Origin of the sequence: Nonomuraea sp. NPDC048882 (genome assembly GCF_040649755.1) — a bacterium.
Taxonomy (GTDB): Bacteria; Actinomycetota; Actinomycetes; order Streptosporangiales; family Streptosporangiaceae; genus Nonomuraea; species Nonomuraea maheshkhaliensis.
This window is the reverse complement of record NZ_JBEZGB010000002.1, coordinates 26,218-41,997: the sequence shown is the minus strand read 5'-3', so window position 1 is coordinate 41,997 and position 15,780 is coordinate 26,218. Positions and strand designations below refer to the sequence as shown.

Genomic DNA, 15,780 nt, shown 5'->3' with positions numbered 1-15,780 from the left:
TCATGCATCCGCATCTCGGGCGTCCAATCGTTTCTTTCTCTCGGCCGATAGACGGCTTCTATCAGCGCAGGTCGGCGGCTTGCTGTTCGCGGCCGGTCGGCGCCGGTCCACAACGGCGGCGGTGCGGTGCTTGATCGGCCGCAGGAAGGCGGTATCTCATGGCCGGGTGTTCGCATGTCGCGAGCAGGAGGGACGATGGTCAGATGAGGAAGCCGCGGATCTCTCGCGACACGGCCGGCCGCCGACCGGCCCGCTCCGCCGGGACAGCGCTGTGAAGGTGCGCCCTGGTCCGACGACCCCGATCCGCATCAGGCAGTTGTCCGGTGCGACGGCCAGGGACCGCCGCGACGACCTGGCCACGGAGGAGCCGCTGGAGATCCGCATGTCCGCCGCCGACGGCTCGCGCCGTACGGCGGCCATCACCATGCGGACACCGGGGCACGACTTCGAGCTGGCAGCCGGGTTCATGAGCGGGGAGGGCCTGGCGGGGCCGGGGGACGTCGCCGCGATCGCGTACTGCACCGACGACGACCTCCCGCCCGAGGCCCGCTACAACACGGTGACCGTGCACCTGAGGGGCCCCATCCCCGACCTGCCCGCGCTCGACCGCCACTTCCTCACCTCCAGCGCGTGCGGCGTCTGCGGCTCGGCCAGCCTGGAGTCGCTGCACGACCGCTGCCGCCCCCTCCCCAGGGGAGAGCTGACGCTCACCGCCGAGCTGCTGTACGGGCTGCCCGAGGCGTTGCGCGGCGTGCAGAGCGGGTTCGGCAAGACGGGCGGCCTGCACGCGGCCGGGCTGTTCTCGGCCTCGGGGACGCTCGTGGCGGCGCGCGAGGACGTCGGCCGGCACAACGCCGTGGACAAGCTGGTCGGCTGGGCGGCGATGAGCGGCCGGCTGCCGCTGAGGGACCACGTGCTCATGGTCAGTGGCCGGGCCAGCTACGAGATCATGCAGAAGGCCCTGTCGGCGGGCATCCCGGCGGTGTGCGCGGTGTCGGCGCCGTCGTCGCTGGCGGTCGACCTGGCCAGGGAGTTCGGCATCACGCTGGTGGGCTTCCTGCGCGGTGAGCGCTGCAACGTCTACGCGGGCGGGGAGCGGGTCGCCGGATAGGGGCCCCGTGACGGCTATATCAGGCTATGTCAGGTGCTGGGCCGCGAGCCGGTCGAACACCTCGCGCAGGTCGAGGTCGCGGGCGACGTCCAGCACGGCCCTGGCGATCACCGACTCCGGGCCCGTACGGGCCAGCACGAGCCCGACGCGCGGCTCGCGGAGGGGCCGCTCCAGCCGGACGACCCGCATCCCCTCGGGCACGCCGAACATGTGCAGCCACGCGTACGAGATGACGCTCGACCAGCGATGGGTGGCCACGTGCGCGAACAGCGCCGAGACGGTGTCGGTCTCGATCGCCGGCACCGCCACCGCGCCGGTGTGCCGGAAGTTGGCGTCCAGGATCCGGCGGTTGCGCATCTCGGGGGCCAGCAGGCACAGCGGCAGTGCGGCCACCTCGGCCCAGCGGGCCACCTGCCGGTCGGCCAGCTCGCCGTCGGCCGGGGTGAGCAGCAGGTAACGCTCCTGGTAGAGCGGGCTGACGTGCACCTCGCCGAAGTCCTCCTCGTCGTCGTCGAGGTACGTCATCGCCATGTCGATCTCGAACTCGGCCAGCCGGCGGGCGATCTCCCGTGACGACAGCGAGGTCAGCAGCACCCGTACGTGCGGATGACGCTCGCAGAACGGCGTGGTCAGCAGCGAGGCGGCGGTCAGCGCGGTCGGGATCGCGCCCATGCGCAGCGTGCCGGACAAGCTGTCGCGCATCTCCGACAGGTCCTGGCGCAGGCCGTCGGCGTCGGCGAGCATGCGGTGCGCCCACAGCAGCACCCGCTCGCCCTCAGGGGTGAGCCCCGCGAACCGCTGCCCTCGCCGGACCAGCGGCACGCCCAGCTCGCGTTCCAGCTTACGGATGGCCGCCGACAACGACGGCTGGGAGACATGGCAGGCCGCGGCGGCCCGGGCGAAATGCCGCTCCCTCGCCAAAACCACCAGGTACTCCAACTGGCGCAACAGCACGCTAAAGGATCGCCCACGCGCCCACGCCGCGTCCATCCCCGGGCAGAACGGGATGAGCCGAGGCCGATCACTCGGTGGTGAGGCCCGCGTCGTTGAGCCGCTTCATCAGGCTGGGCTTGCCCTGGTGCCGTTCGCGCAGGTGGGCGAGGCGCTGGGCGAAGACGCCGGCGTGCTCGTCGCGGATGGCCAGGATGCGCAGGTCGCGCAGGAGTTGCACGGCCTGGTCGTATTCGCGGGGCTTCTTCGTGCCTATGGAGGTCTCCACCCGATCCCATGCCGCTTCGAGGTCCTGGGCGAGCCGGTTCAGGTGGAGTTCCTGGGCTTTGCGCCGTTCCTCTTCCCGCCGCTCCTGCTCCTCGGTACGCCGGGCCGTCTCCTGCCGCTCACGGGCGTGGCGGCGGGCGGCGGCGTTGTCCAGCAGTTCGGCGACCGTCCGCGCCGTCTCCGGCTCCTGGTCGGTGAGTCCGCCGTCGAACTCGCGCAGCAGCTCCCACCGGACCTTCGCGCTGTCCTCCTCGACCACCCGTAACAGCAGCGCGTTCTTGCGCTTGCCGGGCAGAGCGGCGATCCAGGCGGCCAGCGCCTTGCGATCACGCGGTACGGGCCGCACCGCCCGGCTGGCCTCGGCGGCCGCCGCGAGCAGGTCGTCGTCCAGGCGCAGGAAGCCGGCCAGGGCCCGTTGCGGTGCGCTGAGCGAGCCCAGCCCCGGCGGGACGGGCGGCTCCAGGACGTCCTCGTCCTCGTAGTCGAAGGCGTCCTCGTCGCGTTCCCAGCTCCCGTACGCCGACAACCAGGCCAGATAGAGCGGCCGCAGGTCACCGGCGGCCAGTTCGGCGCGGATGCCGGCGATCGCCGCGAGCGAGCGTTCGGCGTCGTCCTCCCAGTACTCCTCCTCCGCCTCGCTGGTGAGGTCGAGGATGAGGTGATCGCCACTGGTCCAGGCGTTCACCTGCTCGCCCACGCAGTACCGCTCGGCCTGCTTGAGGGTGAGCACGGCCTTGGGCAGCCGCAGCATGACCCGGTGGGTGCCCCAGTTGGCCAGGTAGAGGTGGGCGTCGTAGTAGCGCTCCATCATGGCCGACGGGTCGCCGCCGAAGTCGCCCCAGTGGTACTCGTTGGTGAAGGAGGTGGTGGTGATGTGGGCCCGGGTGGACAGAGCGCGCACCTCGGCCTGCTGCCGGCTGCTGAGCGGCCGGTCGATCGCCAGGAACTCGTAGTACTGGTATTGGCTCATGGTTTCGTACGTTCGTGCCCGATCAGCTCATCCGGGTGATCGTCAGGGGGCCGGCGAGTCACAGCAGCACCCTACCCCCGGTGATCACTTTCCGGCAGCGGGAACGCCGGACCGTCACGGCTGTCCCGTCTTAGACGCCGCCGACGTCCGCGATGAATTCGCGCAGCGGCCGGTAGCGGTCGGACCAGGAGTCGGTGTCTTCGAGCAGCCGCCTGCCCAGCAGCACGGCCAGCGCGCGGCCCCGCTCGTACCGCTCGTCGCTCCACAGGCGCAGCCGTTCGAGCGCGTCGTGAACGACGTCGAAGTCGCCGGTGAACAGGTGCAACCCGATCTTGGTGAGCGACGGCTCGCTGTACAGGGTGAAGAAGGCCGCGTTCTCGAAGAAGTCGCGCGTGAAGTAGAGCTCGTCCATGCGGCTCTCCTCCATCAGCGTCGCGACCACGTCGAGCTCGAACGTCCCGGCCAGCAGCTCACCGATCCGGACGCCGACCCACGGCACGAGCCCTTCCGGACCCGTTCCCTTCGGGTGCGATCGCCAGAACGCGTTGTTCAGCACCTGCCCGGCCTCCTCCAGCTCGTTCCGCGCGATGAGGAGGTGGCCCAGCAGATGTCCGGCATATGCCGAGATAATGGCGCTGTCCGACCGCAGCGCCCGCATCAGCGGCTCCTCCGCCGCCACCGGATCGCCGGTGACGATCAGCAGGTTTCCGGTCAGCACGGTCGCGAGTGGGTCGTCCGATTCCGCGTACAGCGCCCGTGCCGCCTCCACGTCCCCGGTGAGCTGCGCGGTGATGCCACGGAGCAGCGCGCGATCGTGCTCCTCCGGCTCCAGCTCCGCGATCAGCACGCCGGCCAGAGGGCCCATCCACGGGTCCTCACCCGCCGCCACCTGCTCCAACGACTCCCAGCACGGCTCGCCCGCGCCGAGCTCGATCCCTGCCAGCGCGGCCGCCGCCTGCCCCGCTCCCGCCGTCCGCGCCGCCCCGGCGACCTGCCGCAACGCGGTCATCGCGTCGTTCGGGTCTCCATTCCGGTACGCCTCCAGGCCCGCCTCGACCTCCGCCGCCACCGGCTCGACCGGCTCGACCGGATCGAGGGGGAGCAGCGAGGGAAGCTCCAGAGGCTTCAGCGGGTACAGGGTCCGCGGCCGGTCGTTCGCGTCCATCCTGGGGCGTTTCCTTTCTCACGGGAGCACTGCCCCACACTCTCCCATCAAGATCAGACAGTTTCCGTCCGTACGTTGATCACGCGGGCTCGCAGACGCAGAGCTGAATCGGCGCGTCCCCGGCGAACGGCCGCCCGGACCAGTCGCCGAAGCGCTCGACGAGCCGCAGGCCGCCGAGCGACAGGAGCAGGGGCAGCTCCTGCGGGAAGATGCTCCTGATTTCGAGCGGTGTGACGACGAAGTCGGGCTCGGCGTCGGTCGACAGGTGCCAGGTCCCGCGGGTGACCTGCGCGGACGCGTCGTAGGTATCGGCGACGTCGACGGTGACGGCGCCCCGCTCGGGATCCACGAACGACTCCCGGGCACGCCGTACGCCATCGGCCGCGGCGAGCAGGCGTACGTTCGGGTTGAACACGTCGAAGACGAACCGTGCACCCGGCGCCAGATGCCTCCGAATCGACCGGAAGCAGCTCACCAGATCGTCGGCCTCATGCAGATGCAGCAGCGAATTGGCGGCGATGAACACGAAGTCGAAGGTGCGGCCCAGATCGAAGGCCCGCATGTCGCCCCGCCTCCATTCCACCGCCACACCGCGCTCGTCCGCCTTGCGCCGCGCCTCGGCCAGCATGTCCGGCGAGAGGTCCAGGCCGACGCACGGATGCCCGTCGGACGCGATGGGGATCAGCTTGTTCCCGGTGCCGCACCCGACCTCCAGCACGCGCCCGCCCTGCCGATCGGCCTCGGCCCGGTAGAAGCCGACCGCGGGGCCGCCGCCCGGGAACATCAGGTCGTACAGCCTCGCGTGCGAGTAGAACGCTTCACTCATCAAGCGCCTCCCCCTCTTCGACGGATCCGCGGCCTGTCGCTGCGGCCCGTCGATTCAAACGGGTGCGCCACGGCCGCGCCAACAGCTTTACCGTCCAGGAGGCTCGACCGATGCTCAACGGATCCTCAACAGCCGTAGGCCTACATTTCCGGACATGAGATCCGTAGGAAAGATCGCCACCCTGGCCGTGGCAGCCGCGTTCGCCTCCGGCGTGCTGGTCTCACCGGCGCGCGCCACCAACGCCACCGAGAGCACCGTCAGCGCCGCCACCACGTCCTCGGCCGCTCTGTGGCCCTGCATCGTCAAGGCGAAGTGGGCGGTGAAGGTGCACAAGCGCAAGAGCCTCAGCTCCGGCTACCGGGTCGCCAAGAAGGGCACCAAGTTCCACGGCTACTGCTGGGGCAACAAGCCCGTCTGGAAGTGGACCGAGGTCTGGAACCTGAACGGCGGCGGACACGGCTGGGTCTGGCACACCGGCCTCAAGATGGTCCGCTAGACCGCTCCGCCGGTCACCGGGCTCCAACCGGCCGGTGACCGGTTCGCCGCCGGGCGGCGCGTCCTTCTCGTACCGCCTGATCAGCGGTCATGCGGCGAGCAGGTCGAGCGGCCCGCCGACCAGCACCAGGGCGAACGCCGCCCAGCGGAACACGTGCAGCGGCCGGGTGCGATGCAGGAGCATGCCGAGGAGTGTCTCGGCCGCGCCCATCAGCGCCCACCACGCCGCCTTGGCGAGCAGCGCGCTCCGGAACGCCTTCACGTACCCGCGCCGATCGCCGGGCACGTGCTCCGTCAGGAACGCCTCGATCCGCGCCTGGATGTGATCGCTCTGCGCTGAGCACAGATCGTCGTGTTCGCCGTCGCATGCGTGGACGCGGGACAACTCCGCGATGACGCCGCGATGGAAGGCCCGGTACTCCTCGAGCGAGCAGCCCAGCGCGCGCGGGACGTGCTCCGGAGGGCTGTGCACAGCCGTGTGACGGTCGCCGCGCCGGCCGGTCATCCCCCACTGGTCGTAGGAGACGCCCGGGGAGACGGACGTGAGGTGCCCCCGCATGCTCGCGGAAAGGCCGGCCACGCCGGCTTGCGACCACCTGAGCCGGGCCTGGGAGAGGGCGTCCGCGGCGCGGTCCTTCAGCCCGCCGCCCCGCTCCCGCAGCTTGTCCGGGTCGAGGAGGTCCAGGACGACGGACAGCGCGGCGAAGTACAACATGGCCTTCCCTAGGCGGCCCCACACCAGCATGGGCCACCCCCACACCACCATGCCCGTGGTCGGACGGCCGTCGAGCCAGGCGGCGACGACCTCGAACAGCTCGTGCACCGGCTACTCCTTCGCGCCGTACGCCCGGACCGACTGGCGAGCCACATCCTGCGCCGGGCGGTGTCGAGAACGTGTTGAGCATCTGTTGAGGAGAGCGGGCGGCTTCCGTACTTACTGACGCGACGCGCTCGCGCGTTCCAGCAGTTCAAGGGTGGCCTCCCACAGGCGTTGCTCCCGGTCGCGGTCGTGGGCGACCGGCCGCACCTCGGTCGGCCTGGTCTTCACCACGAACGCGCCATCGCGCAAGTGCGCCCACCTGTCGTCGAGGGCCGTCGCGGCCAGCAGCGGCCCCGAGCGTCGTGGCGTCGACACGCCCGGTACGCGGCCCAAGGCGCGGCTCATCGCCTGAACCACCTCGGGGGCGCCACGGCCCCTCGAACAGGGGCGCGCGTCCGCGCCGTCGGCGCAGGTCGTGGAGGCGCTGGCCCGGGTGCTGCGCTTGTCCGACACCGAACGCGACCTGCTCTACCGGCTGGCCGGGCAGACCCCGCCCGGCCCGGACATCGTGCCGTCGCGGGTCGCCCCGAGCGTGCAACGCCTGCTCGACCGCCTGTCACACACCCCGGTCGTCGTGTACGACGCCGGCTGGACACTCGTGCTGGCCAACGCCCCCTACGACGCGCTCATGGGCGAGACGGTCACCTGGCGCGGCCTGGAACGCAACGCCGTCTGGCGCAACGTCGCCGGCCTGCCCTCGCGGGTCGTGCACACCCCGCAGGAGCAGGCCGAGCACGAAGCCCGGCTCGTGGCCGACCTGCGCCTGACGGTCTCGCGCTACCCCGCCGACCGCACCCTGCGCCGCCTGATCACCGACCTGGCCGCCGGCAGCCCTCGCTTCACCGAACTCTGGGACGCCGAGGCACTGCCACCCCTGGCCGACCCGTCCCGGAAGAAGACGATCGACCACCCGGCGGTCGGCCCGATCACCCTCGACTGCGACACTCTGTTCGTCGCCCTGGACGACCTGCGCATCACCGTCTACACCGCCGAGCCCGGCACCGAGGACGCCGACCGGCTGGCCCTCGCCATCGTCCTGGGCACCCAGTCGCTCCAGCTCTGATTCCGGGCGGCGAGCCCCACGGCGTCCACCCGCTCGTACGCCCACGCGCGACACGCCGCCCGGGACCGCTCTGAGCCTCCCACCCCGAACATTTCCGCGCCCGTCCGGCGGCGATCTTATGATCCGCTAACATCCATAAACCTATAGTGCTAGGAAGCTAGGTAAATGGAGATGAGCCGGTGATCGAGTTCTACCTGGACGACAGATCGGGAGTTTCGCCGTACCAGCAGCTGGTCCGGCAGGTACGCCACGCGCTCCGGCTCGGCCTGCTCCGCGAGGGCGACCAGTTGCCGACCGTCAAGGAGGTGGTCGCGCACCTGGCGATCAACGCCAACACCGTTCTGAAGGCCTACCGGGAGCTTGAGCACGAGGGCCTGGTCGCGGCGCGGCCAGGGGTGGGGACGTTCGTGACGGCGACGCTCACCGGCACCTCGCTGGCCCAGCACGGCCCGCTGCGGCTGGAGTTGCGGCGCTGGCTGGCCAAGGCCCGCCGGGCCGGTCTCGACGAGGAGAGCATCGAGGCCCTGTTCATGACCACCTTCCGGACCGCCTCACAGGAGGACATAGCGTGACTTCCGTCCTGCAAGCCCAGGGTCTGGGCAGGAGATACGGCAAACGCTGGGCGCTGCGCGAGTGCACCCTCGACATCCCCGCCGGACACGTCGTCGGGCTGGTGGGCCCGAACGGGGCCGGCAAGTCCACGCTGCTGAAACTGGCCTGCGGCCAGCTCGAACCGACGGCGGGCGGCATCACGGTGCTCGGCGGCCGGCCGGCGGGTACGCCCGCGCAGCTGGCCAGGGTCGGGTTCGTCGCCCAGGACACCCCCGTCTACGCCGGGCTGAGCATCGCCGACCATCTGCGGCTGGGGACGCGGCTCAACCCCCGCTGGGACGAGGCCATGGCACGCGATCGCATCGCGCGGCTCGGTCTCGTCCCCGCCCACAAGGCGGGCAGGCTGTCGGGCGGCGAGCGCGCCCAGCTCGCCCTGACCCTGGGCCTGGCCAAGCGGCCCGAGTTACTGATCCTGGACGAACCGGTCGCCTCGCTCGACCCGCTGGCCCGCCGGGAGTTCCTGCAGCACCTGATGGAGGCCACCGTCGAGCATGAGTTCAGCGTCGTGCTCTCCTCGCACCTGGTCTCCGACCTGGAACGCATCTGCGACTACCTCATCGTGCTGGTGGACTCGCGCGTTCAGGTCGCCGGGGAGGTCGACGAGCTGCTGGCCACCCACCACCGGCTCGTCGGCCCCCGCCGCGACCCCGACCGCCTGCCCGCCGACCAGCAGGTGATCTCGGCAAGCCACACCGAGCGGCAGAGCACGTACGTGATCCGTACCGACGCCCCGATCCACGACCCCGCCTGGACGGTCAGCCGGCTCAGCCTGGAGGACCTGGTCCTGGCCTACATGGACCAGCGCACCGCCGGCAGCCCGCGCGTCGCCCTGGAGGTGCGGTGATGGTCTGGCTGACCTGGCGCCAGCTGCGCGGTTCGGCCGCGATGCTGGCCGCGCTGCTCGTCGTCCTCGCCGCCGTCCTGGCTCTGACCGGCCCGGGCCTGGTCGCCGACTACTCCTCCGGACTCGCCGCCTGCACCCAGGACGACACCTGCCTGCGTTTCTACGACCGCTTCTTCGGCGCGCACGACACGCCCTTCATGGCGGTCAGCCTCGTCGTGCTGCTCCTGCCCGCCGTGGTCGGGCTGTTCTGGGGAGCTCCGCTGATCGCCCGCGAGCTGGAGGCCGGCACGCACCTGCTGGTGTGGAACCAGAGCATCACCCGCACCCGCTGGCTGGCGGTCAAGCTCGGGTTCATCGGCCTGGTGGCCATGGCCGCCGCCGGGCTGGCCGGCCTCGCGGTGACCTGGTGGTCCGATCCGCTGGACAGGTCGGCCCCTGACGACCTGGCCCTGATGGCTCCGCTGGTGTTCGGCGCGCGCGGGATCGCCCCGATGGGGTACGCGGCGTTCGCGTTCGTCCTCGGCGTGACCGTGGGCATGCTGGTGCGCCGCACCCTGCCCGCCATGGCCCTCACCCTGGCGGTCTTCGCCGCGATCCAGCTCGCCATGCCGCTGCTGGTCCGGCCCCACCTGATGACCCCGGTGACCTCCACGTTCGAGCTCAACCAGGCGAACGTTGACGGCATCGGCATAAATCGTGATCAAGGTGGACAAATGGAGATTCGTCTGAATGCGGCTGTTCCCGGGCACGCGGGCGCCTGGGTCCTGTCCAGCCGGCTCGTCGATCAGTCCGGACGTACGATGGCCGGCCCCGAGCCCGGAGCCGGGGTCGTCCGGATCTCGACGACGTCGGGACCCTGCGCACCGTCGGGATCACCGGCCATGGGCACGTGCCTGGCCGAGGTCAACCGGCTCGGCTACCGGCAGCAGGCGACCTACCAGCCCTTGGAGCGCTTCTGGCCGTTCCAGTGGATCGAGACCGGGATCTACGCCCTGCTCACCCTCGGCCTGACCTGGTTGTCCTTCTGGTGGATCCGCAGGCGCCTGTCATGATCAGGAGAGCCGTGACAGCCGGGCTGGCCCTGCTGCTGGCGGCGGGCTGCTCGGCGCCCACGCCGCCGCGCGGCCAGGCGAGCGCGGCGGCCAGTACGGCCTGCCCCGCGCCGCAGGGATCCCCCGGGCCGGAGACGCCCACCACGATCGACGTCGTCCAGCAGGCGTACTTCTGCATCCTCGGCGCCTACTACAGCGGCGCCACCCTGGACGCCCGCGCGCTGCTGAACGCCGGCTTCACCGCCCTGGTCCAGGAGCTCAACCGCAGCGGGCGCGACCTGCCGGGAGCCACCATGCCGGCGCTCACCGGTGACCGCGAAGCCGACTGGACCGCCTTCGAGACCGCCTTCCGCAACGTCACCGACCAGGTGCCCGGCCTGCGCGACAAGCTGACGGTCGTCACCCTTGAGGCCATCGTGGCCGCCCTCGGCGACAACCATGCCCGCTGGACGCACGGCAACCGGCGGCCGCCCGGCTCCTACGACGGTGACGGCTACGGCCTGGGACTCGAAGCGAACGTCACCCCCGGCGACTCGGGCGTCGCCGTGCCCCCGCTGTTCGTCACCGCCGTACAGGGCGGCGCGGCGCGGGCCGCCGGGCTGCGCCCGGGCGACGTCATCGAATCGATCGACGGATCGGCGCCCTTCGTCGACGGGAAGGCCGGCCCCGTGATCGCCGGCCTGTATCCGGAGTATCCGCGGGCACGGCCGGTGCGGCTGCGGCTGCTGCGGCCGAGCACCGGCCGCCGCTGGAGCGTGACGCTCAAGCCCGGCCTGTTCCAGCGGGACCTGGCCTCTCTGCAAGTGGTGCGGTCCGAGCTGCTGGACGACGACATCGCCTACGTACGGCTGCGCGGATTCGCCCCCGACTCCGCGGACCGGGTCCTGCGGGCGATCGCCCGGCTGCGCAAGGGCCGTACGCTGTCCGGCGTCGTGCTGGACCTGCGCGGCAACGGCGGCGGCAGCCCCACGGAGGCGACCAGGCTGGTGAGCGCGTTCACCCATGGCAAGGTCACCGCCTACCTGTGCAAGGCGGACGACACGTGCGAGGCCCTGCGGACCGACGACACCGTCGAGCTGGTCGACCTGCCGCTGGCCGTGCTCACCGACCGCGGCTGCGCCTCGGCATGCGAGCACTTCAGCTCCGCGATCAAGGACCTGCGGGCCGGCCTGCTGATCGGCACCAGGACCGCCGGCGTGATCTCCGGCCCGGCGCGGCCGTACCCCCTCAGTAACTACACCACGCTGAGCTTCCCCACCAAGCACCACCTGGGGCCAGGCCGCGAGGTGATCGACCGGATCGGCGTGGCCCCCGACCACCACGTCGTCCTGTCCCAGGAAGACGCGGCCACCGGTCGCGACCCCGCCCTGGCCAAGGCCCTGACCCTGCTGCACCGGTGAAGGGACTCCGGATGAGACACCTCCTGGCCGTCGCCGCGGGACTGGCCGTCCTCACCACATCCGCGTGCTCCGCTCCCGCGCCGCCCCGCGCCGCCGCTTCGCCGGCCGCCCCGACCGGCCCCGCCACCCTGCCCGCCCCCACCGGCCCCCACCCGGTCGGCACCACCGTCCTCCAGCTGAAGGACACCTCCCGCCCCGACCCCTGGAACCTCGACGCCGACGCCAGAGAGCTCAAGGTCACCCTGTGGTACCCGGCCGAGCGGAAGGACGGGCCGCGGGCGCCGTACATGACCCAGCTGGAGTCGGAGCTCCTGCTGCGCGGCAAGCGGATCCCGGGCGTGCCCGCCGACACCCTGAGCAGGACCCGGACGAACGCCGTCACGGACGCCGAACCCACGGGGCGCAAACTTCCGCTGGTGGTGCTCTCTCCCGGCTTCACCAACCCCATGAGCACGCTCACCTCCCTGGCCGAGGGCCTGGCCGGCCGGGGATACGTGGTGGCCGGGATCGACCACACCTACGAGAGCCACGCCACGACCCTGACCGGCGGGCGGGTCGCCGAGTGCCTCGCCTGCGACAGCGACAGCGACCCTGGCTTCGGTACGGGGGCGGTCGCGGGCCGGGCGGCCGACGTCTCCTTCGTCCTCGATCAACTGCCCGCGAAGTGGGACGGTTCCTCCCGGATCGACCGGTCCAGGATCGCCATGGTGGGCCAGTCGCTGGGCGGGGCGAGCGCCTTGGCGGCGATGGTGAAGGACTCCCGGGTACGGGCCGGGATCGACATGGACGGCACCACCTACGCCCGGATCCCCAAGAGCGGGCTCTCCCGGCCGTTCATGTTCCTGGGCTCGGAGAAGCACGTACCCGGAGGCCCCGACACCTCGTGGGAGCGCGACTGGAAGCTGCTGACCGGGTGGAAGCGCTGGATCGTGCTGACGGGCGCGGAACACCAGTCCTTCACCGACGCCCCGCTGCTGGCGGACGTCCTCGGGATCAAGCCCGCGTACGGCGTACTGCCCGCGGCCCGCGCCGCCGAGCTCACCCGCACCTATGTGGCCGCCTTCCTCGACCAGCACCTGAAGTCGAAGCCCCAGCCGCTCCTGGACAAGCCGTCACCACGCCACCCCGAGGCCAAACTCTGCCCCGCGGCCTGCGATCGACCCTGAGCCCAGGCCCCCGACGCGTTCGCGAAGTCAGCCCGGGCGGGTGCCCGGCAGGATTTCCACACGGATGTCGTCTTCTTCCTTGACGACGACGGTGCGGCCGTTGCCGGCGGACCATTCGGCGAGGGTGACGGCGGGGATCAGGTAGTAGGTGTCGCCGCGCGCGAGCAGCAGGCGGAGACCCATGTAGCGGTACTTGTATCCGCCTTCGGCGAAGGGCTCGCGGTCGACGTTGGGGACCCTGAGGGCCAGAGTGTCCGCGGTGTAGAGGGCGACCTGGGGGCGGTCGTCGAGGCCTTCTATGAGGGCGCGGGCCGAGCTGGTGCCCCGGTCGGCGGCGTACAAGGCCGCCGTCCACAGCAGGCAGAAGACGGCGATGGTGGCGGCCACGGCGAAGGCGATGTGGCCCAGCGGGGTGCCGCGTGCGGGCCAGGTGAGCAGCAACGGCCCGACGATGACCAGAGCCAGCAGCAGATAGGTGTTGACGGTCAGCAGGTGCAGCGAGATGAGGACCAGGACCAGGGCGACCGCCGTCAGGGCGGCGCCCACGCGAGCAGGGTCGCCCAGCAGGCGCGCGAGGCGGTGCGCACGGGCCGCGGTGGCGAAGGCGCGCAGCCGGGCGGGAAGCCGCGGCAGCAGGACGGCACGCCGGCCGGCCGCGGCCAGCAGCAGCGGCAGGGCCGCCATCCAGGGCAGGAACGCCGGGGAGAACAGGTTGAGCCCGTACAGCGCGTACTCGTCCGGACGGTAGTTCAGGTCCGTCGGCTTGAGGAAGAACGGCCGCAGATAACCGTCCAGGTAGGCCCAGCCCATGTAGATCAGGGCGGCCCCGGAGGTGGTGAGCAGCAGGGCGATCAGCCCTACCACGTCGAGCGGCCGGGTCGGCTCCGGCTTGGACCGTTCGCCGGGACCGGGGTCGTGCGCGGACGCCTCGGTCGTCATGGCGACGTGGTCGCCTGCGCTACCGGCTCGGACACGGTCACCTCCGGTGCCGGCTCGGACGTGATCACCCGCGGTGCCGGATCGGACATGGTCACCTCTGGTGCCGGCTCGGGCTCGCGCACCGAGGGGGACGGCGAGTTGACCGGCGGTGACGTCGACGGCAGCGGCACCGTGATGGTGGGCTCGGGAACGCGCGATCGCTTGACCGATGGGCACGGGACGCTGACCGGGTCCCCGCCGCCGCTCAGGCACGGGGGCGGCGTGCGACCCGGAGTGTGATCGGGGGTGCGGACCTGCTTGGACCGCTCGGGACGTGCCGGAGCGGTCTCGTCGCTGGGGGATGAGGAGGCGGTCACCGTGTCCGTGATGGACGGGGATGCGGTGTCGCCGCATCCGCCGGCTCCGGCGAGCACCGCTAACACGCCTGCCGTCACGACGATGCCCGCCCGCGACAGCCCCACGCGCGCTTCCTCGCCTGCCGGGTCGTCTCCGCTCACGGTGCAGACGTTACGACAGGAGGCCGATGAGCAGGGGGTATTTCAGCATGTAACTGTATCGACACGCTTCTCGACGCAGTCTGGATTCGGGAGTGAAAGCGCAGGGGCGGGACTGCGCATGAGCTCCTGGTCCAGGCGAATGCCGCTCTCTGCTTCGACTACGGCCAGGCAGGCTGCGACGATGTCCACCGATGCGTCTGCCTTCTCGTTGTCGTAGCACCTGGTGAAGAGGTCGACGTACGTACTTAATGGACCGAGGAGTTCGGTCCAGGGTGTGTAAGGCCTGGAGGCCGGTTCGGGGCCTTCCAGATCGCCCTCGGCTGCTCCGTAACGGACGTGCATGCTCGTACAGCCGTTGATGTCGAAGGCTACATGCCAGTGCCGGAAGCCTTCGCCGCCCAGTCGGTCGGTCACCTGCCGGCGCTCGGGCGTAGGAAAATTCCCGTCCAGGGTGACAATCCCGGCGCCGACCTGACGAAGGGAAATGCTGCCGCCGGTGTGCGGTAGCTCGTCCGGGCCTTGCAGGTCGGCGGCGGTGTATCCCATGCGCCGCACGGCAGCTTCGACGGTGAGGACGCCCGAGTCGGGGATCGTCACCGTGTACGTCATGTCCTCACCGAACTGATCGAGCGCGTCAGTGTAACGAGCGACAATTTCGTTCACCACGGTTCGCCGGCCTTTCCTCATGCAAAAGAGGGTTCCCCAGGATCGGCGGCGTGCTGCCCTGCCTGATGAAGGCGTTCGGCCGCCATTGATTGTGATTCAGAGGCTGTTCGTCGATCGCATGGCCAGGATCTTGAGTTCGGCCTGCGAACGATTCTCAACGGTCTCCGGGCCGAACTCAATGATCGCCAGTCGTAGCGAAGCTCAGGGCGGGGCCTATCTCAGCACATGACCCATTTGGCAGACTTCGACCGCCGCTGCGGTGAGGTGAGCTGGAAGACGACCTTGTGTGCGGTGCCCAGGTCCATTTTGACCTGCTTCTTGGAGCCGAAGTAGTCGCTGCGGCCGTAGGAGGGGAGGCGTCTGGTGCCCTTCTTGAAGACCTTGCCGTCCACGATCCACCGGTAGGAGAACTTGGCTCCCGGCTTGGGTCCGTCCAGGCCGATGCCGAAGCTCACCGGGCCGTAGTAGCACGTGACCCCGGCCTGGTTGATCCTGGACGCGCCGGCGACCCGTACGTAGGCGAGGGAGAACGAGCCGGCCGTCTTGGTCTTCTTCGGCGCCTGGACGGCCACTGGCTGCGGGGCGAGGTGCGCCGGCACGGGAGCGTTGCCGACGAGGACACCGGCTGTCACGGACGCGGCGACCGCGGTGGAGATGAGCGGGAACCGTGGCTTCCGGCGGGGGCGGGCGGCCGGGGCAGCTTCTGTGCGCGGGGTTTCTACGTTCGGCATGAGGAGAGCGGCTCCTGTGACGGTTGCAATGATCTGCCGCACGATAGCGGGATCTTGTCAGGTTTGCGCGACTTCACGCGAGGGGCGTACGACCTCGGCCCGGGTGCGCGTGGTCACGGCCGCGGGCGTCCTGTTCATCCTGTGGGCCCTGTACCGGGGACTCCTGCTTCCCTGACCTCCGCGGTCGCGGCGCGCTGCGACGTCG

At 70.8% G+C, this 15,780-nt stretch carries 18 protein-coding genes; 8 read left to right on the top strand and 10 right to left on the bottom strand.

Annotated elements, in window-relative coordinates; genetic code table 11:
• Positions 1–271 precede the first annotated feature (271 nt).
• Positions 272–1,111, top strand: a complete 840-nt coding sequence (fdhD, locus tag AB0C27_RS05295; RefSeq protein ID WP_357838168.1) for a formate dehydrogenase accessory sulfurtransferase FdhD — start codon at positions 272–274, stop codon at positions 1,109–1,111.
• Positions 1,112–1,135: 24 nt separating this feature from the next.
• On the opposite strand, the gene AB0C27_RS05290 is transcribed toward fdhD, so the two are convergent.
• From AB0C27_RS05290 to AB0C27_RS05275, 4 genes are all read right to left on the bottom strand, one after another.
• Positions 1,136–2,101, bottom strand: coding sequence for a LysR family transcriptional regulator (locus AB0C27_RS05290; RefSeq protein ID WP_357838165.1), 966 nt, complete (start codon positions 2,099–2,101; stop codon positions 1,136–1,138).
• Positions 2,102–2,132: 31 nt separating this feature from the next.
• A complete protein-coding gene (locus AB0C27_RS05285; RefSeq protein WP_357838162.1) occupies positions 2,133–3,299 on the bottom strand; it encodes a hypothetical protein in 1,167 nt (388 codons plus the stop codon).
• Positions 3,300–3,429: 130 nt separating this feature from the next.
• Complete coding sequence (locus AB0C27_RS05280; RefSeq protein WP_357838159.1) at positions 3,430–4,464, bottom strand: hypothetical protein; 1,035 nt, start codon at positions 4,462–4,464, stop codon at positions 3,430–3,432.
• Between the two features lie 79 nt (positions 4,465–4,543).
• A complete protein-coding gene (locus AB0C27_RS05275; RefSeq protein WP_357838156.1) occupies positions 4,544–5,290 on the bottom strand; it encodes a class I SAM-dependent methyltransferase in 747 nt (248 codons plus the stop codon).
• Between the two features lie 154 nt (positions 5,291–5,444).
• On the opposite strand from AB0C27_RS05275, the gene AB0C27_RS05270 reads away from it, so the two are divergent.
• Complete coding sequence (locus AB0C27_RS05270; protein ID WP_357838153.1) at positions 5,445–5,786, top strand: hypothetical protein; 342 nt, start codon at positions 5,445–5,447, stop codon at positions 5,784–5,786.
• Positions 5,787–5,873: 87 nt separating this feature from the next.
• Here AB0C27_RS05270 and AB0C27_RS05265 read toward each other — a convergent pair whose 3' ends face one another.
• Together AB0C27_RS05265 and AB0C27_RS05260 are read right to left on the bottom strand one after the other, a co-directional pair.
• Positions 5,874–6,608: a hypothetical protein gene (locus AB0C27_RS05265; RefSeq protein ID WP_357838151.1), complete on the bottom strand. Its 735-nt coding sequence runs from the start codon at positions 6,606–6,608 to the stop codon at positions 5,874–5,876.
• 111 nt (positions 6,609–6,719) lie between these two features.
• A complete protein-coding gene (locus tag AB0C27_RS05260; RefSeq protein WP_357838148.1) occupies positions 6,720–6,950 on the bottom strand; it encodes a hypothetical protein in 231 nt (76 codons plus the stop codon).
• Positions 6,951–7,047: 97 nt separating this feature from the next.
• On the opposite strand from AB0C27_RS05260, the gene AB0C27_RS05255 reads away from it, so the two are divergent.
• From AB0C27_RS05255 to AB0C27_RS05230, 6 genes are all read left to right on the top strand, one after another.
• Positions 7,048–7,668 carry a transcriptional regulator gene (locus tag AB0C27_RS05255; protein WP_357838145.1) on the top strand — a complete coding sequence of 207 codons (621 nt, stop codon included), beginning with the start codon at positions 7,048–7,050 and terminating at the stop codon, positions 7,666–7,668.
• A gap of 179 nt (positions 7,669–7,847) precedes the next feature.
• On the top strand, positions 7,848–8,240 hold the full coding sequence (locus AB0C27_RS05250) for a GntR family transcriptional regulator (protein ID WP_357838142.1): 393 nt from the start codon (positions 7,848–7,850) through the stop codon (positions 8,238–8,240).
• Positions 8,237–9,124, top strand: a complete 888-nt coding sequence (locus AB0C27_RS05245; RefSeq protein WP_357838139.1) for an ABC transporter ATP-binding protein — start codon at positions 8,237–8,239, stop codon at positions 9,122–9,124. Before AB0C27_RS05250 ends, AB0C27_RS05245 begins: the two co-directional genes overlap by 4 nt.
• On the top strand, positions 9,124–10,176 hold the full coding sequence (locus AB0C27_RS05240) for an ABC transporter permease (RefSeq protein WP_357838136.1): 1,053 nt from the start codon (positions 9,124–9,126) through the stop codon (positions 10,174–10,176). The genes AB0C27_RS05245 and AB0C27_RS05240 overlap by 1 nt, the downstream gene beginning before the upstream one ends.
• Positions 10,173–11,576, top strand: a complete 1,404-nt coding sequence (locus AB0C27_RS05235) for a S41 family peptidase (RefSeq protein ID WP_357838133.1) — start codon at positions 10,173–10,175, stop codon at positions 11,574–11,576. Before AB0C27_RS05240 ends, AB0C27_RS05235 begins: the two co-directional genes overlap by 4 nt.
• Before the next feature lie 11 nt (positions 11,577–11,587).
• Entirely contained in the window at positions 11,588–12,742 is a 1,155-nt protein-coding gene (locus tag AB0C27_RS05230; protein WP_357838130.1) for an alpha/beta hydrolase, read from the top strand.
• Between the two features lie 27 nt (positions 12,743–12,769).
• Here AB0C27_RS05230 and AB0C27_RS05225 read toward each other — a convergent pair whose 3' ends face one another.
• From AB0C27_RS05225 to AB0C27_RS05210, 4 genes are all read right to left on the bottom strand, one after another.
• Complete coding sequence (locus tag AB0C27_RS05225; RefSeq protein WP_357838127.1) at positions 12,770–13,681, bottom strand: hypothetical protein; 912 nt, start codon at positions 13,679–13,681, stop codon at positions 12,770–12,772.
• Positions 13,678–14,178 carry a hypothetical protein gene (locus tag AB0C27_RS05220; RefSeq protein WP_357838124.1) on the bottom strand — a complete coding sequence of 167 codons (501 nt, stop codon included), beginning with the start codon at positions 14,176–14,178 and terminating at the stop codon, positions 13,678–13,680. Before AB0C27_RS05220 ends, AB0C27_RS05225 begins: the two co-directional genes overlap by 4 nt.
• 42 nt (positions 14,179–14,220) lie before the next feature.
• Positions 14,221–14,865 carry a hypothetical protein gene (locus tag AB0C27_RS05215; RefSeq protein ID WP_357838121.1) on the bottom strand — a complete coding sequence of 215 codons (645 nt, stop codon included), beginning with the start codon at positions 14,863–14,865 and terminating at the stop codon, positions 14,221–14,223.
• A 197-nt stretch (positions 14,866–15,062) separates the two neighbouring features.
• On the bottom strand, positions 15,063–15,575 hold the full coding sequence (locus tag AB0C27_RS05210; RefSeq protein ID WP_357838118.1) for a hypothetical protein: 513 nt from the start codon (positions 15,573–15,575) through the stop codon (positions 15,063–15,065).
• Positions 15,576–15,780 lie beyond the last annotated feature (205 nt).